This is a genomic window from Collinsella sp. CLA-AA-H167 (genome assembly GCF_040095305.1).
Classification (GTDB): domain Bacteria; phylum Actinomycetota; class Coriobacteriia; order Coriobacteriales; family Coriobacteriaceae; genus Collinsella.
The window spans coordinates 326,365-343,582 of record NZ_JBBNGA010000001.1; the positions used below are offsets into that span (position 1 = coordinate 326,365).

Annotated in this window: 17 protein-coding genes; 16 read left to right on the forward strand and 1 reads right to left on the reverse strand. The window is 60.7% G+C overall.

Translation table 11 applies throughout. The features are described 5' to 3' along the window. The first annotated feature begins 10 nt into the window (after window positions 1-10). From alaS to AAAT03_RS01570, 14 genes are all read left to right on the forward strand, one after another. On the forward strand, window positions 11-2,668 hold the full coding sequence (alaS, locus tag AAAT03_RS01505; protein WP_118225837.1) for an alanine--tRNA ligase: 2,658 nt from the start codon (window positions 11-13) through the stop codon (window positions 2,666-2,668). Window positions 2,669-2,685: 17 nt separating this feature from the next. Then, window positions 2,686-3,114 carry a Holliday junction resolvase RuvX gene (ruvX, locus tag AAAT03_RS01510; RefSeq protein ID WP_035138185.1) on the forward strand — a complete coding sequence of 143 codons (429 nt, stop codon included), beginning with the start codon at window positions 2,686-2,688 and terminating at the stop codon, window positions 3,112-3,114. Then, complete coding sequence (gene mltG, locus AAAT03_RS01515) at window positions 3,107-4,540, forward strand: endolytic transglycosylase MltG (protein ID WP_349102410.1); 1,434 nt, start codon at window positions 3,107-3,109, stop codon at window positions 4,538-4,540. Before ruvX ends, mltG begins: the two co-directional genes overlap by 8 nt. 1 nt (window position 4,541) lies before the next feature. Beyond that, window positions 4,542-5,039: a YqeG family HAD IIIA-type phosphatase gene (locus tag AAAT03_RS01520; protein WP_099431674.1), complete on the forward strand. Its 498-nt coding sequence runs from the start codon at window positions 4,542-4,544 to the stop codon at window positions 5,037-5,039. Window positions 5,040-5,047: 8 nt separating this feature from the next. Continuing rightward, a complete protein-coding gene (locus AAAT03_RS01525) occupies window positions 5,048-5,581 on the forward strand; it encodes a shikimate kinase (RefSeq protein ID WP_099431675.1) in 534 nt (177 codons plus the stop codon). Continuing rightward, complete coding sequence (locus AAAT03_RS01530) at window positions 5,578-6,687, forward strand: hypothetical protein (RefSeq protein WP_349102411.1); 1,110 nt, start codon at window positions 5,578-5,580, stop codon at window positions 6,685-6,687. Before AAAT03_RS01525 ends, AAAT03_RS01530 begins: the two co-directional genes overlap by 4 nt. 131 nt (window positions 6,688-6,818) lie before the next feature. Beyond that, window positions 6,819-7,949: a Xaa-Pro peptidase family protein gene (locus AAAT03_RS01535; protein WP_349102412.1), complete on the forward strand. Its 1,131-nt coding sequence runs from the start codon at window positions 6,819-6,821 to the stop codon at window positions 7,947-7,949. A gap of 159 nt (window positions 7,950-8,108) precedes the next feature. Next, window positions 8,109-8,672 carry an elongation factor P gene (gene efp / locus AAAT03_RS01540; protein WP_006233983.1) on the forward strand — a complete coding sequence of 188 codons (564 nt, stop codon included), beginning with the start codon at window positions 8,109-8,111 and terminating at the stop codon, window positions 8,670-8,672. 24 nt (window positions 8,673-8,696) lie between these two features. Next, window positions 8,697-9,059: an Asp23/Gls24 family envelope stress response protein gene (locus tag AAAT03_RS01545; protein ID WP_349102413.1), complete on the forward strand. Its 363-nt coding sequence runs from the start codon at window positions 8,697-8,699 to the stop codon at window positions 9,057-9,059. A gap of 3 nt (window positions 9,060-9,062) precedes the next feature. After that, a complete protein-coding gene (gene nusB / locus AAAT03_RS01550; RefSeq protein ID WP_117564118.1) occupies window positions 9,063-9,647 on the forward strand; it encodes a transcription antitermination factor NusB in 585 nt (194 codons plus the stop codon). A 2-nt stretch (window positions 9,648-9,649) separates the two neighbouring features. Next, window positions 9,650-9,880, forward strand: a complete 231-nt coding sequence (locus AAAT03_RS01555; protein ID WP_349102414.1) for an exodeoxyribonuclease VII small subunit — start codon at window positions 9,650-9,652, stop codon at window positions 9,878-9,880. Window positions 9,881-9,924: 44 nt separating this feature from the next. Further along, entirely contained in the window at window positions 9,925-10,728 is an 804-nt protein-coding gene (locus AAAT03_RS01560) for a TlyA family RNA methyltransferase (RefSeq protein ID WP_349102493.1), read from the forward strand. After that, the gene (locus tag AAAT03_RS01565) at window positions 10,725-11,585 is read left to right on the forward strand and encodes an NAD(+)/NADH kinase (RefSeq protein ID WP_349102415.1); all 861 of its coding nucleotides are present in this window, start codon (window positions 10,725-10,727) and stop codon (window positions 11,583-11,585) included. The genes AAAT03_RS01560 and AAAT03_RS01565 overlap by 4 nt, the downstream gene beginning before the upstream one ends. Further along, entirely contained in the window at window positions 11,575-13,203 is a 1,629-nt protein-coding gene (locus tag AAAT03_RS01570) for a DNA repair protein RecN (RefSeq protein WP_349102416.1), read from the forward strand. Before AAAT03_RS01565 ends, AAAT03_RS01570 begins: the two co-directional genes overlap by 11 nt. A 59-nt stretch (window positions 13,204-13,262) precedes the next feature. Here AAAT03_RS01570 and AAAT03_RS01575 read toward each other — a convergent pair whose 3' ends face one another. Then, on the reverse strand, window positions 13,263-14,120 hold the full coding sequence (locus AAAT03_RS01575; protein WP_349102417.1) for a MurR/RpiR family transcriptional regulator: 858 nt from the start codon (window positions 14,118-14,120) through the stop codon (window positions 13,263-13,265). Window positions 14,121-14,392: 272 nt separating this feature from the next. On the opposite strand from AAAT03_RS01575, the gene AAAT03_RS01580 reads away from it, so the two are divergent. Further along, the gene (locus tag AAAT03_RS01580) at window positions 14,393-16,396 is read left to right on the forward strand and encodes a fructose-specific PTS transporter subunit EIIC (RefSeq protein ID WP_349102418.1); all 2,004 of its coding nucleotides are present in this window, start codon (window positions 14,393-14,395) and stop codon (window positions 16,394-16,396) included. Window positions 16,397-16,903: 507 nt separating this feature from the next. Beyond that, on the forward strand, window positions 16,904-17,167 hold the full coding sequence (locus tag AAAT03_RS01585; RefSeq protein ID WP_022094575.1) for an HPr family phosphocarrier protein: 264 nt from the start codon (window positions 16,904-16,906) through the stop codon (window positions 17,165-17,167). The last annotated feature ends 51 nt before the right edge of the window (window positions 17,168-17,218 follow it).

Consider the following 17,218-nt stretch of genomic DNA (forward strand, 5'->3'; position numbering starts at 1 on the left):
GATTCCCTCTATGAGTGCTGACTACCCGTCAATGACTACGGCCGAGATTCGCTCTAAGTTCCTCAACTTCTTTGAGGAGCGCGGTCTTAAGCTCTATCCTTCTTCGTCCCTCGTCCCCGACGATCCTTCGCTGTTGCTTGCCAACGCCGGCATGAATCAGTTTAAGGAGTACTACCAGGGCAAGAAGACCATGAAGGAGATCGGCGCGATCTCCTGCCAGAAGTGCGTCCGCACCAACGACATCGATTGCATCGGCGAGGACGGCCGTCACCTGTCCTTCTTTGAGATGCTCGGCGACTTCTCCTTTGGCGGCGTCTCCAAGCAGCAGGCCTGCGCTTGGGCCTTTGAGCTCATCACCAAGGAGTTCAAGCTGCCGCTCGATCGCCTGTACTTCACCGTCTTTACCGAGGACGACGAGACCCATGACGTATGGCGCTCCCTGGGCGTTGCCGAGGACCACATCTCCCGCTTGGGCGAGGACGACAACTTCTGGGCCGCTGGCCCCACCGGTCCCTGCGGTCCGTGCTCTGAGATCTACTTTGACATGGGCGAGGAGGTCGGTTGCGGCAGCCCCGACTGCAAGCCTGGCTGCGACTGCGATCGCTTCCTTGAGTTCTGGAACCTCGTGTTTACCCAGTACGACCGCCAGGAGGATGGCTCCATGCCGGAGCTGCCGCACCGCAACCTCGATACGGGCATGGGTCTGGAGCGCATGGCCGCCATCATGCAGCACAAGACCGCTAATTACGACGGCGATCTGATGCAGCACCTCATCAAGCTGGGCGAGAAGATCAGCGGCAAGACCTATGACGCCGACGATTACTCCGGTGCCAGCCGCTCCCTGCGCATCATCGCGGATCACTCTCGTGCCGTCGACTTTATGATCTCGGACGGCATTCTCCCCGGTAACGAGGGTCGCGAGTACGTCCTTCGCCGCCTGCTCCGCCGTGCCGTGTTCCACGGTCGCCTGCTGGGCATCGAGGGCGCCTTCCTGACCAAGTTCATTGATGAGGTCAACGCCCAGATGGGCGAGGCCTATCCCGAGCTGCTCAAGAACGTCGCGCTCGTCAAGGGTATCGTCGCTTCCGAGGAGGAGCGTTTCTCCACGACGCTCGACAACGGTCGCGTCTACCTGGACGAGGCCCTGGCCGCGCTTGCCGAGGGTGCTGTCCTTCCGGGCGACGTTGCCTTTAAGCTGCACGACACCTTTGGTTTCCCCATCGACCTGACCGTCGAGATCGCCGGCACCGCTGGCCACGACGTCGACATGGACGGCTTCACCGCCTGCATGGAGGACCAGAAGGCCCGCGCCCGCGCCAATGCCAAGGGCGACGCCTGGGGCAGCTTCAACGACGTGTGGGTCGAACTTTCCGACAAGGTCGCCGCGACTGAGTTCGACGGCTATGACAACGATGCGATCGTAGGCGCCAAGGTTGTTGCCATCGTGCGCAACGTCGAGTCCGTCGAGTCCGCTGCCGCCGGCGAGGACGTCGAGGTCGTGCTCGACCGCACCCCGTTCTACGCCGAGATGGGTGGCCAGCAGGGCGATGCCGGCGAGCTTTTCGCCGAGGGCGTTGCGCTGACCGTTTCCGATACCAAGAACCACAATGGCCTGTATGCTCACGTCGCCCACGTTGCCGAGGGCACATTGACCGTCGGTGCTACCGTGACCGCCGCGCTCGACGCCGAGCGCCGTGGTTTCCTGCGCCGCAACCACACCGCCACCCACCTGCTCGACGCTGCGCTTAAGCAGGTCCTGGGCGAGCATGTCTCCCAGGCTGGCTCGCTGGTGACGCCCGAGCACCTGCGCTTTGACTTCACGCACTTCGAGGCCCTGTCCTCCGAGCAGCTCAAGGCTGTCGAGGACCTGGTTAACCAGCAGATCTTCGCCTCCAAGCCGGTCGTGACCCGCGTCATGGGCATCGACGAGGCCAAGGCCGCCGGTGCTGTCGCCCTGTTTGGCGAGAAGTATGGCGACGTCGTCCGCGTTGTCTCCGTGGGCGCCGAGGACCAGCCGTTCTCCCGTGAGCTCTGCGGTGGCACCCATGCCGCCAACACCGCCGAGATCGGCCTGTTCAAGATCATTTCCGAGTCCTCTACGGGCTCCAACGTCCGCCGTATTGAGGCCGTGACCTCTAAGGGTGCTCTCGACTACATGGCCGACCGTCTGGCGCTCGTCGACGCCGCCGCTGCTGCGCTCAAGTGCCGCGTGGATGAGGTTCCCGCCCGCGTGGAGAACCTGCAGGCCGAGCTGCGCGAGACTTCCAACAAGCTCAAGAAGGCACTGACCGGTGGCTCCTCCGACGCTATCTCCAGCGCCATCGAGGGCGCCGTCGAGCTCGACGGCTACAAGCTCGTCGTCGCTGAGCTCCAGGGCCTTGAGGCTGCCGACCTGCGCAACGTCTGGGATACCGTGCACCAGAAGGTCGCCGGTCCTGTCGCCTGCGTCGTCGCCAGCGTGACCGAGAAGGGCACCCCGGCCCTGCTCGCCGCCGGCTCCGATGACGCCGTCAAGGCCGGTTTCCACGCCGGTAACGTGATCAAGCAGATCGCGGGCCTGGTCGACGGTCGCGGTGGCGGCCGTCCCAACATGGCCCAGGCCGGTGGCAAGAACGCCGCCGGCATCGCCGATGCCCTCGCGGCCGCTAAGACCGCGCTCGGCGCCTAAGAATCTAGGTAGTCGCTGTGGTCGCGCTTGCGCTGGACATAGGGGAGACCAGGATCGGCATCGCCGTCTCGAGCCGTGATGGCAAGATGGCGATGCCTGTCAAGGTGCTCCCGGCTGCAGAGGTCACCGGTATGGCCAAGACGTTCCGCTACCTGGTTGAGGACTATGAGCCCGATATCCTGGTAAGTGGGCGTCCCCTGACCATGGCCGGTGAGCCCGGTCCCCAGGCCGAGCGCGTTGCCGCTGTTGCGCAAAAGATTGCCGACGAGCTCGATCTTCCGTTGGAGTTTGAGGACGAGCGCCTGTCCTCGCAAGAGGCAAAGCGTATCCTGCGCGAGCAGGGCCTCAACGAAAAGCAGATGAGGGGCAAGATTGACATGATTGCCGCCAGCCTGTTTTTGCAGACGTGGCTTGATCGTAAAAACGAGGAGGTTTCGCATGCCTAGCGCTTCCGATCCGCGCCAGCCGAATTGTACACGTCAGTCGGCGTCGCGCCCTGCCCAGCCTGGCCAGCGTCCGGCACAGCCGACCCAGCGCGCAGCTCAGTCTGCCGCGCGCCCGGTGCAGTCCTCCTCTCGTTCGGCCCAACCTGTTCAACGGACGGGTCAGCAGCCTTCTGCTCGTTCGGTTCAGTATCCGGCTTCTCACGCGGCTCAGCAGCCCACTGCTCGTTCGGCTCAGCCTGCAGGGGGTACCCGCTTTAAGCATCAGGCACCTACCCAGCGAACGCAGGCTCCCCAATCGCATTCGCATCACGCTCGCGGCTCGCATGGCGTTGCTCCGGCGACTCGCTCGAGCTACAACACGCATGCTCGTCGCGGTGTCCAAAAGAAAAGCTCCCCGGTGCCCATGATTGTCGGCGTCGTGGTGGCCTTAATCGCGCTTGCTGCTATCGCTTTCTTTGTCGTGCCTGCCGTCAAGGGCTTCTTTACCGGTGAGGATGCGAAGGTCACGGCTGGTCAGCAGGTTACGGTGACCATTCCCGACGGTGCTTCGGGCGATACGATCGCCTCGATTCTCTCCGAGAACCATATCGTCGAAAATCCTAAGGATTACTACGCGGCGGTGAAAAAGCTCAACGCCGATATGTCGCTTAAGCCCGGCATCTACTCGTTCACCACACTCATGGATGCGACCAAGGTTGTTCAGCAGCTCATGGAAGGCCCCAACGCGGGCTCCAATGCGCTGACTATCCCTGAGGGTCTGACAGTCGATCAAGTCGCCGACCGCGTGGCCCAGGCCTACGACAGCATCTCTAAGGAAGACTTCCTCAACCAGGCTAAGGCCTCCAATTACGTGGATGACTATAGCTTCCTTAAGGGCGCCGCCAACGACTCGCTCGAGGGTTTCTTGTTCCCCAAGACCTATTCGTTGGGTGATTCGCCGACGGCCGATGACGTGATTCGCGCCATGCTCGATCAGTTTAAGACCGAGTACAAGTCGCTTGACTTTGCGAGCTGCGAAGCCAAGATCAAGGAGCGCTACGGTGTGGAGATGTCCGACTACGACATCGTCAACTTGGCCTCTATCGTTGAGCGCGAGGGCCTCAACGCCGATCAACGTGCGCACGTGGCCTCGGTCTTCTACAACCGCCTTGCCGGCAAGCTCGACGGTCTGCGTTATCTCAACAGCGATGCGACCATGATGTATGTCACCGGTGGCGAGGTTACCGCCGACGACCTGCAGAGTGATAGCCCCTATAACACCTATAAGCACGAGGGTCTGCCGCCCACGCCCATCTGCTCTCCGTCGCTCGAGGCACTCAAGGCCACGCTTGAGCCGACCGACTCCGATGACCTGTATTTCTACATTACGCAGGACGAGGAGTACTTCTCGCAAACCTACGAAGAGCATCAACAGTCTTGGAATTAGCATGAGGATATTTAGCCCCAAACGATACGTTGCCTCGGTCGATCGCATCGACCTTGATACCCTGTGGGCCGACGGCAAACGCGCCATTCTGCTCGATCGCGATAACACTCTGGTTCCGCGCGACACCGAGCAGGTTCCCGCCGCGGTTTCCGCTTGGCTCGATACCGCCCGCGCCAAAGGCTTTAAGCTGTGCATGGTGTCCAACAACTGGCATCGCGATCAGGTCATGAGCTCTGCACGCGAGCTGGGACTCGAGGCCATCAGCCACGCCATGAAGCCCGCCCCGTTTGCCTTGAAGGCGGGTCTTAAGCGCCTCGGCGCCACGGCAGACGAGGCGGTGCTGATCGGCGATCAGCTGTACACGGACGTGTGGAGCGGTAACTTTGCCGGCGTTGACACTATTCTGGTCAAGCCGCAGGCAACCCAGGACCTGTGGTACACGCAGATCTTCCGTATCTTTGAGCGCCGGGCCCTGCGCGACCTTCCCTGCGAGGAATAGGTTTCGCCATGTCCCAGCACATCAAACACGGCTGCGACCATATCTTCTTTATCGGCTTTTTGGGCGCGGGCAAGTCGACGCTTGCGCGCAATGTGGGCACTATGTTCAAGCGTCGATTCATCGATACCGATCGCTTGGTTGTGCGTCGATGCGGCAAGTCGGTGACCGAGATATTTGAGACCGAGGGCGAGGATCGTTTTCGCGAGCTCGAGACCTCGGCACTCCGTTCGCTTCAAAGCGAGCGCAGCCTGCTGGTATCGTGCGGGGGCGGCATCGTCGAGACGCCGGTGAACATTGAGCTGATGCACGAGATGGGTACATGCGTGTACCTCGAAGGCGACTTTGAGGACTCGTTGCGCCAGATTCGTCGCTCCGATACCCGGCCCGATTTCCGCTCGCCCGAGCACGCTGCGCGCTTGTTTGAGCATCGCCGTCCGCTGTATCGCCAGGCGGCCGATATTACCCTTGATATTCGCAACAAGTCCTTCGAGGACGTTTCCTACCTTTGTGCCGAGATGCTTTTGGAGCGTGGACTGCTATGATTCGCCGTCAACTTATCAATTTCCAAAACCGCAGTGTCGATGTCCGCGTCGGATTGGGGGCGTTCGAGGAGCTGTCGCGCATGTTTGCCTCGGCTGTGGGCAAGCCTAAGCGTGCGATGGTGGTTTGGAACGACGCCACATCCGAGCGTTTTGGCGAGGTTGTCGAGCATGCACTTGTTGACGCCGGTTTTGCCGTGTCGCCGCTCGTCCTCGAGGTTTCGCCTGCCGGTGCTACGCTGGTCGATGCCGATACCGTCTTTGGCGCGCTGTCGGCTAACGGCATTACCTGCGATGATCTCGTTGTCGCTGTCGGCGACACGGCGACCTGCTCGGTTGTTTGCTGGTGCGCCAATCAGTGGTGCGGTCGCACCGAGTGCGCCTTGCTGCCGACGACGTTCGACGCCATGCTCACGGTCGCGACGACCATGAAGCCGCTTGTCGCCTCGTCGGCGCATGCGCTTCCCGCTATCGCGTTCCGTCCCGAGCCGGGCTTGGTCGTGTGTGACCTCGACCTTGTACGCGAGGCGGACCCCGAGGACCTCAAGCTCGGCTATGCGGTACTTGTTGGCACCATGCTTTCGAGCAGCAAGTCCCGCTGGAATCAGTTTACCGAGACCATTCCCGAGATTCTCGCGGGCGAGGAGGTCGCGCTCGTCAATGCCGTTCAGTGGTCTCAGACTGCCCGTAAGGACGTACTGATGGCCACGAACCCGAGTGCCCGCCATGCGCTCGATTTTGGCAAGACAGGGGAGCGTACTCTGCACGTCTGCCTGGGCAAAGCCGCGGCGCAGGTTCCTGCCTACCAGCTGCTGTCCGAGGGCATGCGCTTTGAGGCGCGCCTAGCACATGATGCCTGCGACTTTGATATCGATTACGTCTTTGAGGTCGATGACTGCCTGGAGGACTTTGGTATCGAGGAGCTTGCCTTCGATCTGGAGCCTGCCGCATATATCGAGGAGTTCCGCAGGCAGCAGTTTGTCCGCTCGAACCGCAGCATGTTGCCGCTGCCCGCGGCGCTCGGCGCCATTCGTCTAACGAGCGTTGAGGACGAGGTTCTCGACCGCCATGCTCACGCATACTTGGCTTCTCGCAAAGAACTTCTCTAGGATTTATTGACATACATCGTCTTTCGTATCATGTTGAGGGGCGGGTTTCCAATCGGTTGCGAATCGCGCGCGATTCCGTACGCTGATTGAGCCCGTCCCGTCTTTATGAAGACAACAAGAAAGGAATCTGCATGTCTGAGTTTGCTGCCGGTCCTGCCGGTCGTATCGAGCGTGTCCGTGCCCTGATGGCTGAGCGCGGCTACGACGCTATCGTGGTGCGCGACGAGGCCAACCTTCGTTGGCTTACGGGCGTGAAGGGCGTCTTCGATTACACCTTCGAGTTCCCGCACGCTGCATTTATTACGGCCGGCCAGTGCCTGTTCCATACCGACTCGCGCTATCTCAACAGTTTTGAGGAGAACACGCCCGCCGGCAGCCCCTGGGTTTACGACATGGACGAGGGCACCATCCCCGGTTGGGTCGCCGGCAAGATCGCGGCCAACAAGTGCCGCGTCTGCGCTGTCGAGGACGATATGCAGATCAATTTCTACCAAGGTATCCAGCGTGGTTTGGAGGATCGTTCCGTCGCCTGCATGTTGCCGCTGATGCATGACGACATTCGCAAGATGCGCGCCATCAAGGACGCCGAGGAGATCGAGCTCATGCGCCATGCGCAGTCGATTACCGACGCCGCCTTCCAGCACATGCTCGGCTATATTAAGCCCGGTATGACCGAGAAGCAGGTCCGCAACGAGCTCGAGAACTTTATGTTCGCCAACGGTGCCGACAGCCTGGCCTTTGGCTCCATCGTCGCGAGCGGTCCCAACACCGCCAATCCGCATGCCGTCCCGAGCGACCGTGTGGTCGAGAAGGGCGACTTCGTTCTCATGGATTATGGCGCGGGCTACTGCGACTATCGCTCTGATATGACGCGTACCGTCGTGATGGGCGAGCCCACGCAAGAACAGCTCGACCTGTACGCGCTCGTGCGCCGTACGCACGAGGAGTGCGTCGCCGCCATCCATCCGGGCGTCGAGGGCAATGACATTTTCAAGCTTTCCAAGAAGATCATTGACGATGCCGGCTATGGCGATTACTACAACCATGGTCTGGGCCACGGCGTGGGCATTGACATCCACGAGCTGCCCAACTTCAACCGCAGCAAGAATATCATCGAGGTCGGCTCGGTTATCACCATGGAGCCCGGCGTCTACCTGCCCGGCGTGGGCGGCGTGCGTCTGGAGGACTACGGCGTGGTCACCGAGAACGGCTACGAGCCCTTCACCAAGACGCCGCATGACCTTCACGTCATCGATTGCTAGCTCATTTCGATAGATTTTTGGGGCGGGACGTCCGGATCGATTCGGACGCCCCGCGTTCTCTTTTTATGCGCTCGCTGCAGGCGCCGCCTGCAAGTGTATAATTTCGGTTGTATGTAATTTGGACGCCTGTGCGTTCTGCCCATAAGAAGAAAGGTCGCTATGCCTACCATTTCTACCGCCGACTTCAAGAACGGCCTCGGTCTCCGTATTAAGGACAAGGTTTATACCATCGTCGAGTTCCAGCACGTCAAGCCGGGCAAGGGTGGTGCTTTTGTGCGCTACAAGACTCGCGATATCAAGAGCGGCCGCGTCGTCGAGAACACCTGCAACGCCGGCACCAAGTTCGAGAGCGTCATGCTCACCACCCGTGAGTTCCAGTACCTCTACAACGACGGCACCGACTACATCTTCATGGACAACGAGTCCTACGAGCAGGTTCCCGTTCCCGAGGACATGGTGGGCGAGAACTCCAAGTGGCTGCGTGAGAACGACATCTGCCAGCTGCTCTTCGCCGACGACGAGCTCATGGGCGTGACCCCGCCGATGTTCATCGAGACCACCATCGTCCAGACCGACCCTGGCTTTAAGGGCGACACCGTCCAGGGTTCCACCAAGCCGGCCACGATCGACACCGGCGCTGTCATCCAGGTCCCCATGTACCTCAACGAGGGCGAGGTCATTAAGGTTGACACCCGCGACGGCAAGTTCGTCTCCCGCGTCTAGCAACCAACTCTTCTAGGAGGACTCATGCCCCAGGAAATCAAGATTGGCGGCATCGGCATTTCGCCCGATGTTCTGACCGCCATCGTCTCGCGCGCCGTGTCCGATGTCGAGGGCATCGCCTCCGTTGGCGTCAAGGACCTTGCCACCAACCTTGTCTCCATGATGCTCTCGTCCAAGGCCCCGGCTTCCGAACCGGCGGTCGAGGCCGAGGTCGTCGGCGACAAGCTCGCGCTCACCGTGCGCGTCGTGGTGTTCTTTGGCTATCCGTTCAAGAAACTCGCCGAGGCCGTTCGCGCTGCCGTGGTCGCTGCCATCGATGCCCAGGTGGGCGTTGAGGTCGAGCGCGTTGACGTTTGCATCGACGGCCTCGTTTTCCCCAAGGAGTAACCTTTGAGCCTTAAGGTTTATCGCGGGCGTACGCTTGCCCGCAGTCAGGCGCTGCAGCTGCTGTTTCAGGCCGAGGCCACGGACAGCCCGCTCGAGCGCGTCCTCGAGGGCGATTTCCTGATCTCGAAGGGCCCCCTCGACCCCTATGCGCTGGAGCTGTGCCGCGGTGCCTACGAGCATATCGATCGCATCGACTGTGCCCTGCGCGCCGTCGCCAAGAACTGGGATCTTATGCGCATGCCCGGCGCCGACCGTAATCTGCTGCGTATCGCCGTCTACGAGATGCGCTTCCTTACCGACGAAGAGGTCTCGGACGCTATCGTGATCAACGAGGCCGTCGAACTTGCCAAGGCCTATGGCACCGACCAGTCCGCGTCGTTTGTCAACGGCGTGCTGGGCAAGATCGCGCGCAGCGAGGAGTTGCCGGGCGAGGACCTGTACCAGGAACTGCTGGCCGAGGATCGCGCTCGCGAGGAGGCCCAGGCTGCCGAGGCTGCCGCTAAGGTTGCGGTTGCTCAGGCTGAGGCTGGCGTGCTGGCCGAGGATGCGGACGCCGCCGAGGCTGTCGTCGACTCCTTCGAGGAGTAGTCATGCCAGAGGGTTCTGTCCGCAACTTTGACGAGATCTCGGACCGTCTGGATCAGATCATCGCTACCGTTCGCTCCAAGGATACGTCCCTGGAGCGTTCGCTCGATCTGTTTGACGAAGCGATTGAACTGGGTTCCCGCGCGGTCGATATGGTCGACAAGTTTGAGCTGACGCCGCGTGAGGTCGACAAGCTCGAGCAGGAATACGATGAGGATGCGGCAAACGAATCCTAGGATAGCTAGGCCGCATCTCCGGATACGAATGGTTGATGGCATTCATGAAACGCGTGCGTCTTGATGACGAACTGATTTCACAGGGCATCTGCGCCGATCGCGCGGATGCCCTTCGCACTCTTATGGCCGGCTTGGTCTCGAGTGGCGGTGAGCGTTTGATTTCGCCGGGCCTTAAGGTGACCCCGGGCTTGCCTCTGCACGTGAAGGGGCGCATTCCGTACGTTGGGCGCGGCGGCCTTAAGCTCGAGGGTGCGCTCGATGCGTTTTGTATCGACCCGACGGGCCTTGTCTGCCTGGACGTAGGCTGCTCTACCGGCGGCTTTACCGATTGTCTGCTCAAGCGCGGAGCTGCGACCGTTGTTTCGGTGGACGTGGGTCGCGCCCAGTTTGATTGGTCGTTGCGTCAGGACGATCGCGTGACGCTGCATGAGCGCACAAACGTGACGCAGCTGCCTGAGCTTGGCTATGCCGGTGCCATCGACCTGGCTGTATGTGATGTCTCGTTTACCAGCATCGCGAATATCATCGACGCCGTGCTGGCGTGCCTGAAGCCTTCGGGTTCGTTCTGCACGCTCGTAAAGCCCCAGTTTGAGGCGCCGGCTGCGCTGGTGGGCGACGGCGGTATCGTGACCGACTCCGCCGTCCGCCGCGATACGCTCGTGGCGGCGATTGAGCTTTTTGACGCCAAGGGCCTGTTCCCGGTCGATGTGTGCGTGTCACCCATTCATGGTGCCAAGGGCAACGTTGAGTTTTTCCTGTACGGCACAAGGTTTGTCCCCGGGGAGCGCGCCGACGATGAGCTTCAATCCCAGGTATCGGCTTTGAGCGAGAAAGCTGCAACGCTATGAAGGTCTTTCTGGTCCCCAATTACTACAAGCAAGAGGCGGTCGAGAGCGGCCTGATGCTCGAGCTTTGGCTTTCGCGCCAGGGTTATGAGGTGGCATGGGCTGCCGATCAGCGCTCCAAGATCCAAAGCGCGCCCGATGTTGACGATGCCGACCTGGTCATTACGCTCGGCGGCGACGGAACGCTGCTGCGCGCTGCCCGCATCCTCAACTATCGCGAGATTCCCATTTTGGGTCTTTCCTATGGTCATTTGGGCTTTTTGACGGCCGCGAGTCCCGAGGAGCGCGACATTTTGCAGGTTGTGAGCGATGCCCTGTCCGGCGAGCTCCACGTGAGCCGCCGCGCCACCATCGCCGCGGATATCGTGTCCGTGCGCGACGATGGCACGAAGGATGTCGTGCGCACGTTTGCCCTCAACGATATGGCACTTACGCGCGGCCCCCTGTCCGATATGGTTGAGTTTGACATCACGGTGTCCGGCCATCATATCGATCGCCTGCGCGGCGACGGTGTCGTCGTTTCGACGGCGACCGGCTCCACCGGCTATGCGCTTTCCGCCGGCGGTCCCATTGTCAGCCCCGATTACACGGGTATGGTCTGTGTGCCCATCGCCCCGCATACCATTCAGGCTCGCGCTTTTTTGACCTCGCCGAGTGATGTCGTCGAGATCTTTATGTCCGATGATCGCCCGAGCGTGCCGGCGATTGCCATCGACGGACAGTTTATTACCTGCGATGGCACGGTCGAGAGCGTGGCCGTGCGCCGTGGTCCCGGCGACGTGCTGCTGCTCGATTACGGTCCCGAGAGCTTCTATAACTCGGTGAGCCGCGTGTTCTATGGAGTGCGCCATGATCGATGAGCTGCAGGTTTCCAACATCGCGCTCATTCGCGAGGCGACGTTGGTTCCGAGTGCGGGCCTAACGGTTTTGACTGGCGAGACCGGCGCCGGCAAGACCGCGCTGCTCTCGGCCCTCAAGCTTATTTTGGGCGAGCGCGCTGATTCGTCGACGGTGCGCGAGGGCGAGGCGCTGGCGAGCGTCGAGGCGCGCCTGTTCGACGGTCCACACGACACGGAGGGGTTCACCGTACAGCGTAGCCTTTCTGCCGAGGGCCGCAGCCGCGTAAAAATTGACGGTCGCATCGCCAGCGTGCGTGAGCTTTCGGAGCGCGTCGGCGTGATGATGGATCTTTGCGGTCAGCACGAGCACCAGCGCCTCCTCGATCCGGCGCATCACGTTGCCATGGTCGATGCCTGGGCTGGTCGCTCTGCGCTCGAGGCGCTCGACCGTTACCGTGCCTGCTTCAAGGCGTCGCGTGCGGCTGCCAAGGAGGTCCGTCGCGTAGAGGAGGCGTCGCGTGCGCAGGGGAGTCGCGTCGAGGAGGCGCGCTTTGCCCTCGAGCGCATTGGCGAGGTCGACCCCAAGCCGGGCGAGTATGAGGAACTCGAGGAACTGCTGCCGCGCTCCGAACATGCCGAGGTACTGGTTGCCACGGCTAACGATGCCCATGCATCACTTGCCGCCGAAGGGGGAGCGCTCGATGCCGTGAACAGCGCCGTGGCAGAGCTTTCCCGTATGGCTACCGTCGATCGCAAACTGGGCGACATTGCCGATGCGCTTTCGGATGCCTGTATCTCCCTTGAGGATAGCGCGAACGAGCTTCGTGCCTATCGCGATGGCGTCGCCTTCGACCCGCGCGAGCTCGCTCGCATGCGTGAGCGGTATTCCGACCTCAAGGGCCTGTTGCGTCAGTGGGGTCCCACCATGGACGATGTTTTTGCCATGCGCGATCGCTCGCAAGAGCTGCTGTCCCTGGTCGATGATGGCGATGAACAGATCAAAAAGGCGCGTGAGGCACTCGGGAGCGCCGAGCGCGAGCTGTTCGCTGCCGCCAAGGCACTCAAGCGTGCGCGTAATACCGCTGCTCCGCGTTTTTGTCACGAGGTTGGCCGCCAAATGGCGCGCCTGGAGATGGGCGGCGCCGAGCTCGTTTGGGAGTCGCGTGATCTTCCGCGCGCCGAGTGGACGCCGGCGGGTCCTTCAAGCTACGAGCTTTTGTATCGCAGCGGTGTCGGCTTGACGCCGCGTCCCCTGCGCCGCATTGCCTCGGGCGGCGAGCTCAGCCGCGTCATGCTGGCGAGCAAGGTGGTCTTGGGTAATGCTGACGGCGTCGACACACTGGTATTTGACGAGGTCGATGCCGGTGTCGGCGGCTCCACGGCTCGTGCTCTTGCTGGTGTGCTGGCCGATCTTGCCGCTACGCATCAAGTGATTGTCGTAACCCACTTGGCGCAAGTCGCCGTCATGGCCGACAAGCATTATGTTGTCAGCAAGGAGCCGGGCGATGTTCCCCAGACGCATTTGGACGAGGTAACCGGCGAAGCGCGTACCGCCGAGATCGCCCGCATGCTCAGCGGCGATCAGTCCGAGGCAAGCTTGGCCCACGCAAAGCAGATGCTCGAAGAAGTTCGAGGCTAGGTCGTATCAGCGGTGTTGGTGGGACAAAATAGACTGAAATTTTTGTCCCACTACGCGTTTTACTCAACGACCTTGTCCGGCTGGATGAGCTCCTCGTAGTAGCTGATATGTTCGCGAGCGTCTTCAATCTCGGGCAGCAGGAAGTTGTAGATAACTTCGATGATCATCGTGGCGCTGATCTTGGAGAACGCAAAGTCACCCGTCGTCAGCAGAGCTTCGTGGTTGACGGTATTAAAAGTGTAGTCTGCCAGGCGCGCGAGTGGAGACTTGCTGTCGCTGCTGATGACGACTACGGTGGCACCGCAGTCGCGAGCCGCTTTTGCCATGCGATTCAGTCGGCGCGACTTGCCGGAGTTTGAGATGAGCACGATGACGTCACCCGGGCGCAACGTGAGCGCAAAGCCGATTGATGTCTCGCTAATGGTGCTCGCCATGCAGCGCAGGCCCAGCTGCGAAAACTTAAACGTCGCATCGAGCGCGACCGCGTTCGTATTGCCCACAGCCGCAAACTCAATAACGCCCGCATTCTTTAACGCGTGCACAACGGCCGTTAGCGTTTCGTGGTCAATCCCGTCGATGGTCGCGTTAAGCTCGCTAACCTTGGCAGCCAAGATATTCTTAAGGCTCTGCTCCATGTTGTCGAGCGAGACCTCGTCGGTCAGGCCCTCGTTGCGCTGACTCTCTAAGTCGCGTGCCAGCGAAAACTGAAAGCTGCGGAAGCTGCCAAAGCCCAGCTTGCGGCAAAAGCGCGAAACCGTCGCCTCGGACGTGGCGGCGGCTCGCGAGAGCTGTGCGGCCGTCAGACGCGGCGCCTCGGACTGGTGCTCTAGAATATAGTCGACAATGCGCTGCTCGGACTCGCTGTATCCCTTGTGCGTGCTTATAAGGGAGAGTGCGCTCTTGCTGCTATCGGACATGGATGACTCCTGGTTGGCATGAACAACTGGCTTGTTGTGCATCGATATAGTATACGGACATTTTCAATTAGAAGATACACCTTGCCGTTTCAATAGGTGATGGTAAACTTTCATCTACCGTTTACGGTAATGAAAGAATCTTTCACCGGAGAAATGGGCTGTATTGCTTCTCATTTAAGTGGTGGCTTGGTATCTTTCAGGTGTGGAAAAGCGCGCAAGGACGCGCGTGTAGGGGAGCGCCTGCGGGCGCAGTACTCAAGAAGGAGGGACACATGGCTAAGTTTGACATCATCGCCGCTACCGGTTGCCCGACCGGCATCGCGCACACCTTCATGGCGAAGGAGGCGCTGGAGAAGGCAGCTGCCGAGCGAGGTCTGACCATTAAGGTTGAGACCCATGGCCAGGTCGGTGTCGAGAACGAGCTCACCAAGAGCGAGATCGCCGGTGCCAAGGCCGTCGTCGTTGCAGCCGATAAGGATGTCCAGGCTGAGCGTTTCGCCGGCAAGCCCATGGTTTCCGTTGGTGTTTCCAAGGCCCTGTCCGTTGAGGCCGCCGGTACGTTGATTGACCGCGCGCTTGCCGCCAAGGGCGACAGCACGGTTGCAGCCGCTGCCGATGTCGAGGACGAGGTCGAGGAGAAGGAGTCCATCGGCCACGTCATCTACAAGCACCTTATGAACGGCGTCAGCCATATGCTGGTCTTTGTCGTTGCCGGTGGTGTCCTGACCGCTGTTTCGTTCCTGTGGGGCATCACGTCCTTCGATTCGACGGCGTCTGACTACAACAGCTTTGCTGCGATGCTCAAGATCATCGGCGGTATCGCCATGAACCTCATGGTTCCGGTGCTTTCCGCCTACATCGCCGAATCCATCGGCAAGCGCCCGGCGCTCGTCCCCGGTTTTGTTGCCGGTATGATCGCCATCCAGGGCCTGCCTGTTAACGCCGAGACCGGCATGATCGACGCCGGTGGCGCCGGCGTGGGCTTCGGCTTCCTGGGCGGCATCGTCGGCGGCTTCCTCGCCGGCTATGTCATCCTGCTGCTCGAGAAGGTCTTTGCCGGTCTGCCCAAGAACCTAGACGGCCTCAAGGCCATCTTCCTGTACCCGCTGTTCTCGACGGCTATCGTCGGCCTGGTCATGCTCGGCATTTCGGGCCCCATGGCTGCCATCAACACCGCCATGATGGACTTCCTCAAGGGCCTGTCCGCCTCTGGCGCCGTTGTCCTGGGTCTTGCCATCGGCTGCATGTGTGCCTTTGACATGGGTGGCCCGGTCAACAAGGCTGCTTACGTCACCGGTACCGCTATGCTCACCGAGGCACTGGCTGCTGGCGTTGGCACCGATACCTACAACTTCGGCACCAACTTCATGGCTGCCGTCTCCGCCGCCTGCATCGTTCCGCCGCTGATCACCACCTTTGCCGTCGTTGTCGGCAAGAAGTACTTCAGCCAGGAGGATCACGACGCCGGTGTCGTCAACCTCATCCTTGGTTGCACCCACATCACCGAGGGCGCCATTCCGTTCATGACCAAGAACATCTGGCCCGTCATGCCCATCATGATGCTCGGTTCCTCTATCGCTTCGATCCTGACCATTATGTTCAACGTTCACGATCCGGCGCCTCACGGTGGCTTCCTGGTCCTGCCCGTTGTCGAGAACGGTCCGCTTTGGGTCCTCGCTATCCTCATCGGCGCTGTTGTCGGTGGCATCCTGTTCGTGGCCTTCAAGAAGTACGACTTCGAGAAGAACCAGAAGGCCGCTCCTGCAGCCAAGCCCGTTGAGGCCCCCAAGGCCGCTGCCGTCGAGGCCCCCAAGGCCGAGGCTGCCGACTTCGTGAAGGTTGAGAATGTCTTTGTCGCCGAGGACTTCGCTTCTCGTGACGAGGCTCTGAGCTTCGTTTCCAACCAGGCTGTCAAGGCCGGTATCGCCAGCGACGCCGACGCCGTGATGAACGCCTTCCTGGCCCGCGAGGCCGAGGGCACCACGGGCATGATGGAGGGCTTCGCCATTCCGCATGCCAAGTCCGACGCCATTACCGAGGCTGCCGTCATCGTCGTCAAGGACGAATCCGGCGTGACCGGTTGGGACACCATGGACGGCGCTCCCGTCAACGTGGCTATCGCCCTGCTCATCCCTGGTGCCCAGGCCGGCACTACGCACCTCAAGATCCTGTCCAAGGTCGCCGAGGCGCTCATGGACGAGGACTTCCGTGCCACCGTCAAGGGTTCCACCGACGCCGCCGAGATCGCCAAGACGATCAACGCCCGCCTGGTCTAATTCCGCAGTACGCGAATAACATCGCCCCCTGTAACAAAGGCGAGGACTCCCTACGGGTCCTCGTCTTTTTTCATACCACCCGGCACTCAGGGACGTTCCTTTTCTGCCGGCACCCCGGGACACTCCTTAGTTCCCAACAGGGCATAAATAGCCCTCATCGACTGAATCACCCACGCGAACAATAATTCAGCCAGAATTCCTTTTGCACGATATTTCTTGGACGGAAGCATGTTCCCGCAGCTCGCCTGCCGGGCGGGGCGGTTAAGTTTGTCGCGAGTTCCGCACGCAAAGGAAAGCACTTAATGTGCTTTCCGTCTTGCGCAGGACTGTAGAGCAGCAAACTTAACCGCCCCGCCCGGCAGGCGAGCGGACAGCGAACGACATCTGTCCAACAATTCGTGCGAAACACAATGAAAAACCGTTTGATGTGAGTTAATATAAACAACGTCGTGAATCTGACTCCTGCCACATGCATGACAGGGGTTAAACACAAAAAAGGAGTCAACTATGGTTTCTGAGAAGGCTACCCTCGTTAATCCTCAGGGTCTGCACATGCGTCCGGCTGGTCTGTTCGCCTCCACTATGGGCAAGTACGCCTGTGACGTGACGGTCGTCACCCCCGAGAAGGAGGTCAACGGCAAGTCCCCGATGGCCCTCATGGCTGCTGGTATCCCTTGCGGTACCGAGGTCGAGGTCAAGTGCGACGGTGCCGACGAGGCCGAGGCTCTGGCTGCTGCCATCGAGCTCATTAAGAGCGGTCTTGGCGAGTAGAACTCAAACGGGTCGCATGTTGAACAATTAAGTTCATACTTGGGGGCGCAG

Coding starts and splice junctions, on each gene's coding strand:
- alaS (WP_118225837.1), top strand. CDS start 11: ATGAGTGCTGACTACCCGTCAATGACTACGGCCGAGATTCGCTCTAAG.
- mltG (WP_349102410.1), top strand. CDS start 3,107: ATGCCTAGCGCTTCCGATCCGCGCCAGCCGAATTGTACACGTCAGTCG.
- AAAT03_RS01520 (WP_099431674.1), top strand. CDS start 4,542: ATGAGGATATTTAGCCCCAAACGATACGTTGCCTCGGTCGATCGCATC.
- AAAT03_RS01525 (WP_099431675.1), top strand. CDS start 5,048: ATGTCCCAGCACATCAAACACGGCTGCGACCATATCTTCTTTATCGGC.
- AAAT03_RS01530 (WP_349102411.1), top strand. CDS start 5,578: ATGATTCGCCGTCAACTTATCAATTTCCAAAACCGCAGTGTCGATGTC.
- AAAT03_RS01535 (WP_349102412.1), top strand. CDS start 6,819: ATGTCTGAGTTTGCTGCCGGTCCTGCCGGTCGTATCGAGCGTGTCCGT.
- efp (WP_006233983.1), top strand. CDS start 8,109: ATGCCTACCATTTCTACCGCCGACTTCAAGAACGGCCTCGGTCTCCGT.
- AAAT03_RS01545 (WP_349102413.1), top strand. CDS start 8,697: ATGCCCCAGGAAATCAAGATTGGCGGCATCGGCATTTCGCCCGATGTT.
- AAAT03_RS01555 (WP_349102414.1), top strand. CDS start 9,650: ATGCCAGAGGGTTCTGTCCGCAACTTTGACGAGATCTCGGACCGTCTG.
- AAAT03_RS01560 (WP_349102493.1), top strand. CDS start 9,925: ATGAAACGCGTGCGTCTTGATGACGAACTGATTTCACAGGGCATCTGC.
- AAAT03_RS01565 (WP_349102415.1), top strand. CDS start 10,725: ATGAAGGTCTTTCTGGTCCCCAATTACTACAAGCAAGAGGCGGTCGAG.
- AAAT03_RS01570 (WP_349102416.1), top strand. CDS start 11,575: ATGATCGATGAGCTGCAGGTTTCCAACATCGCGCTCATTCGCGAGGCG.
- AAAT03_RS01575 (WP_349102417.1), bottom strand. CDS start 14,120: ATGTCCGATAGCAGCAAGAGCGCACTCTCCCTTATAAGCACGCACAAG.
- AAAT03_RS01580 (WP_349102418.1), top strand. CDS start 14,393: ATGGCTAAGTTTGACATCATCGCCGCTACCGGTTGCCCGACCGGCATC.
- AAAT03_RS01585 (WP_022094575.1), top strand. CDS start 16,904: ATGGTTTCTGAGAAGGCTACCCTCGTTAATCCTCAGGGTCTGCACATG.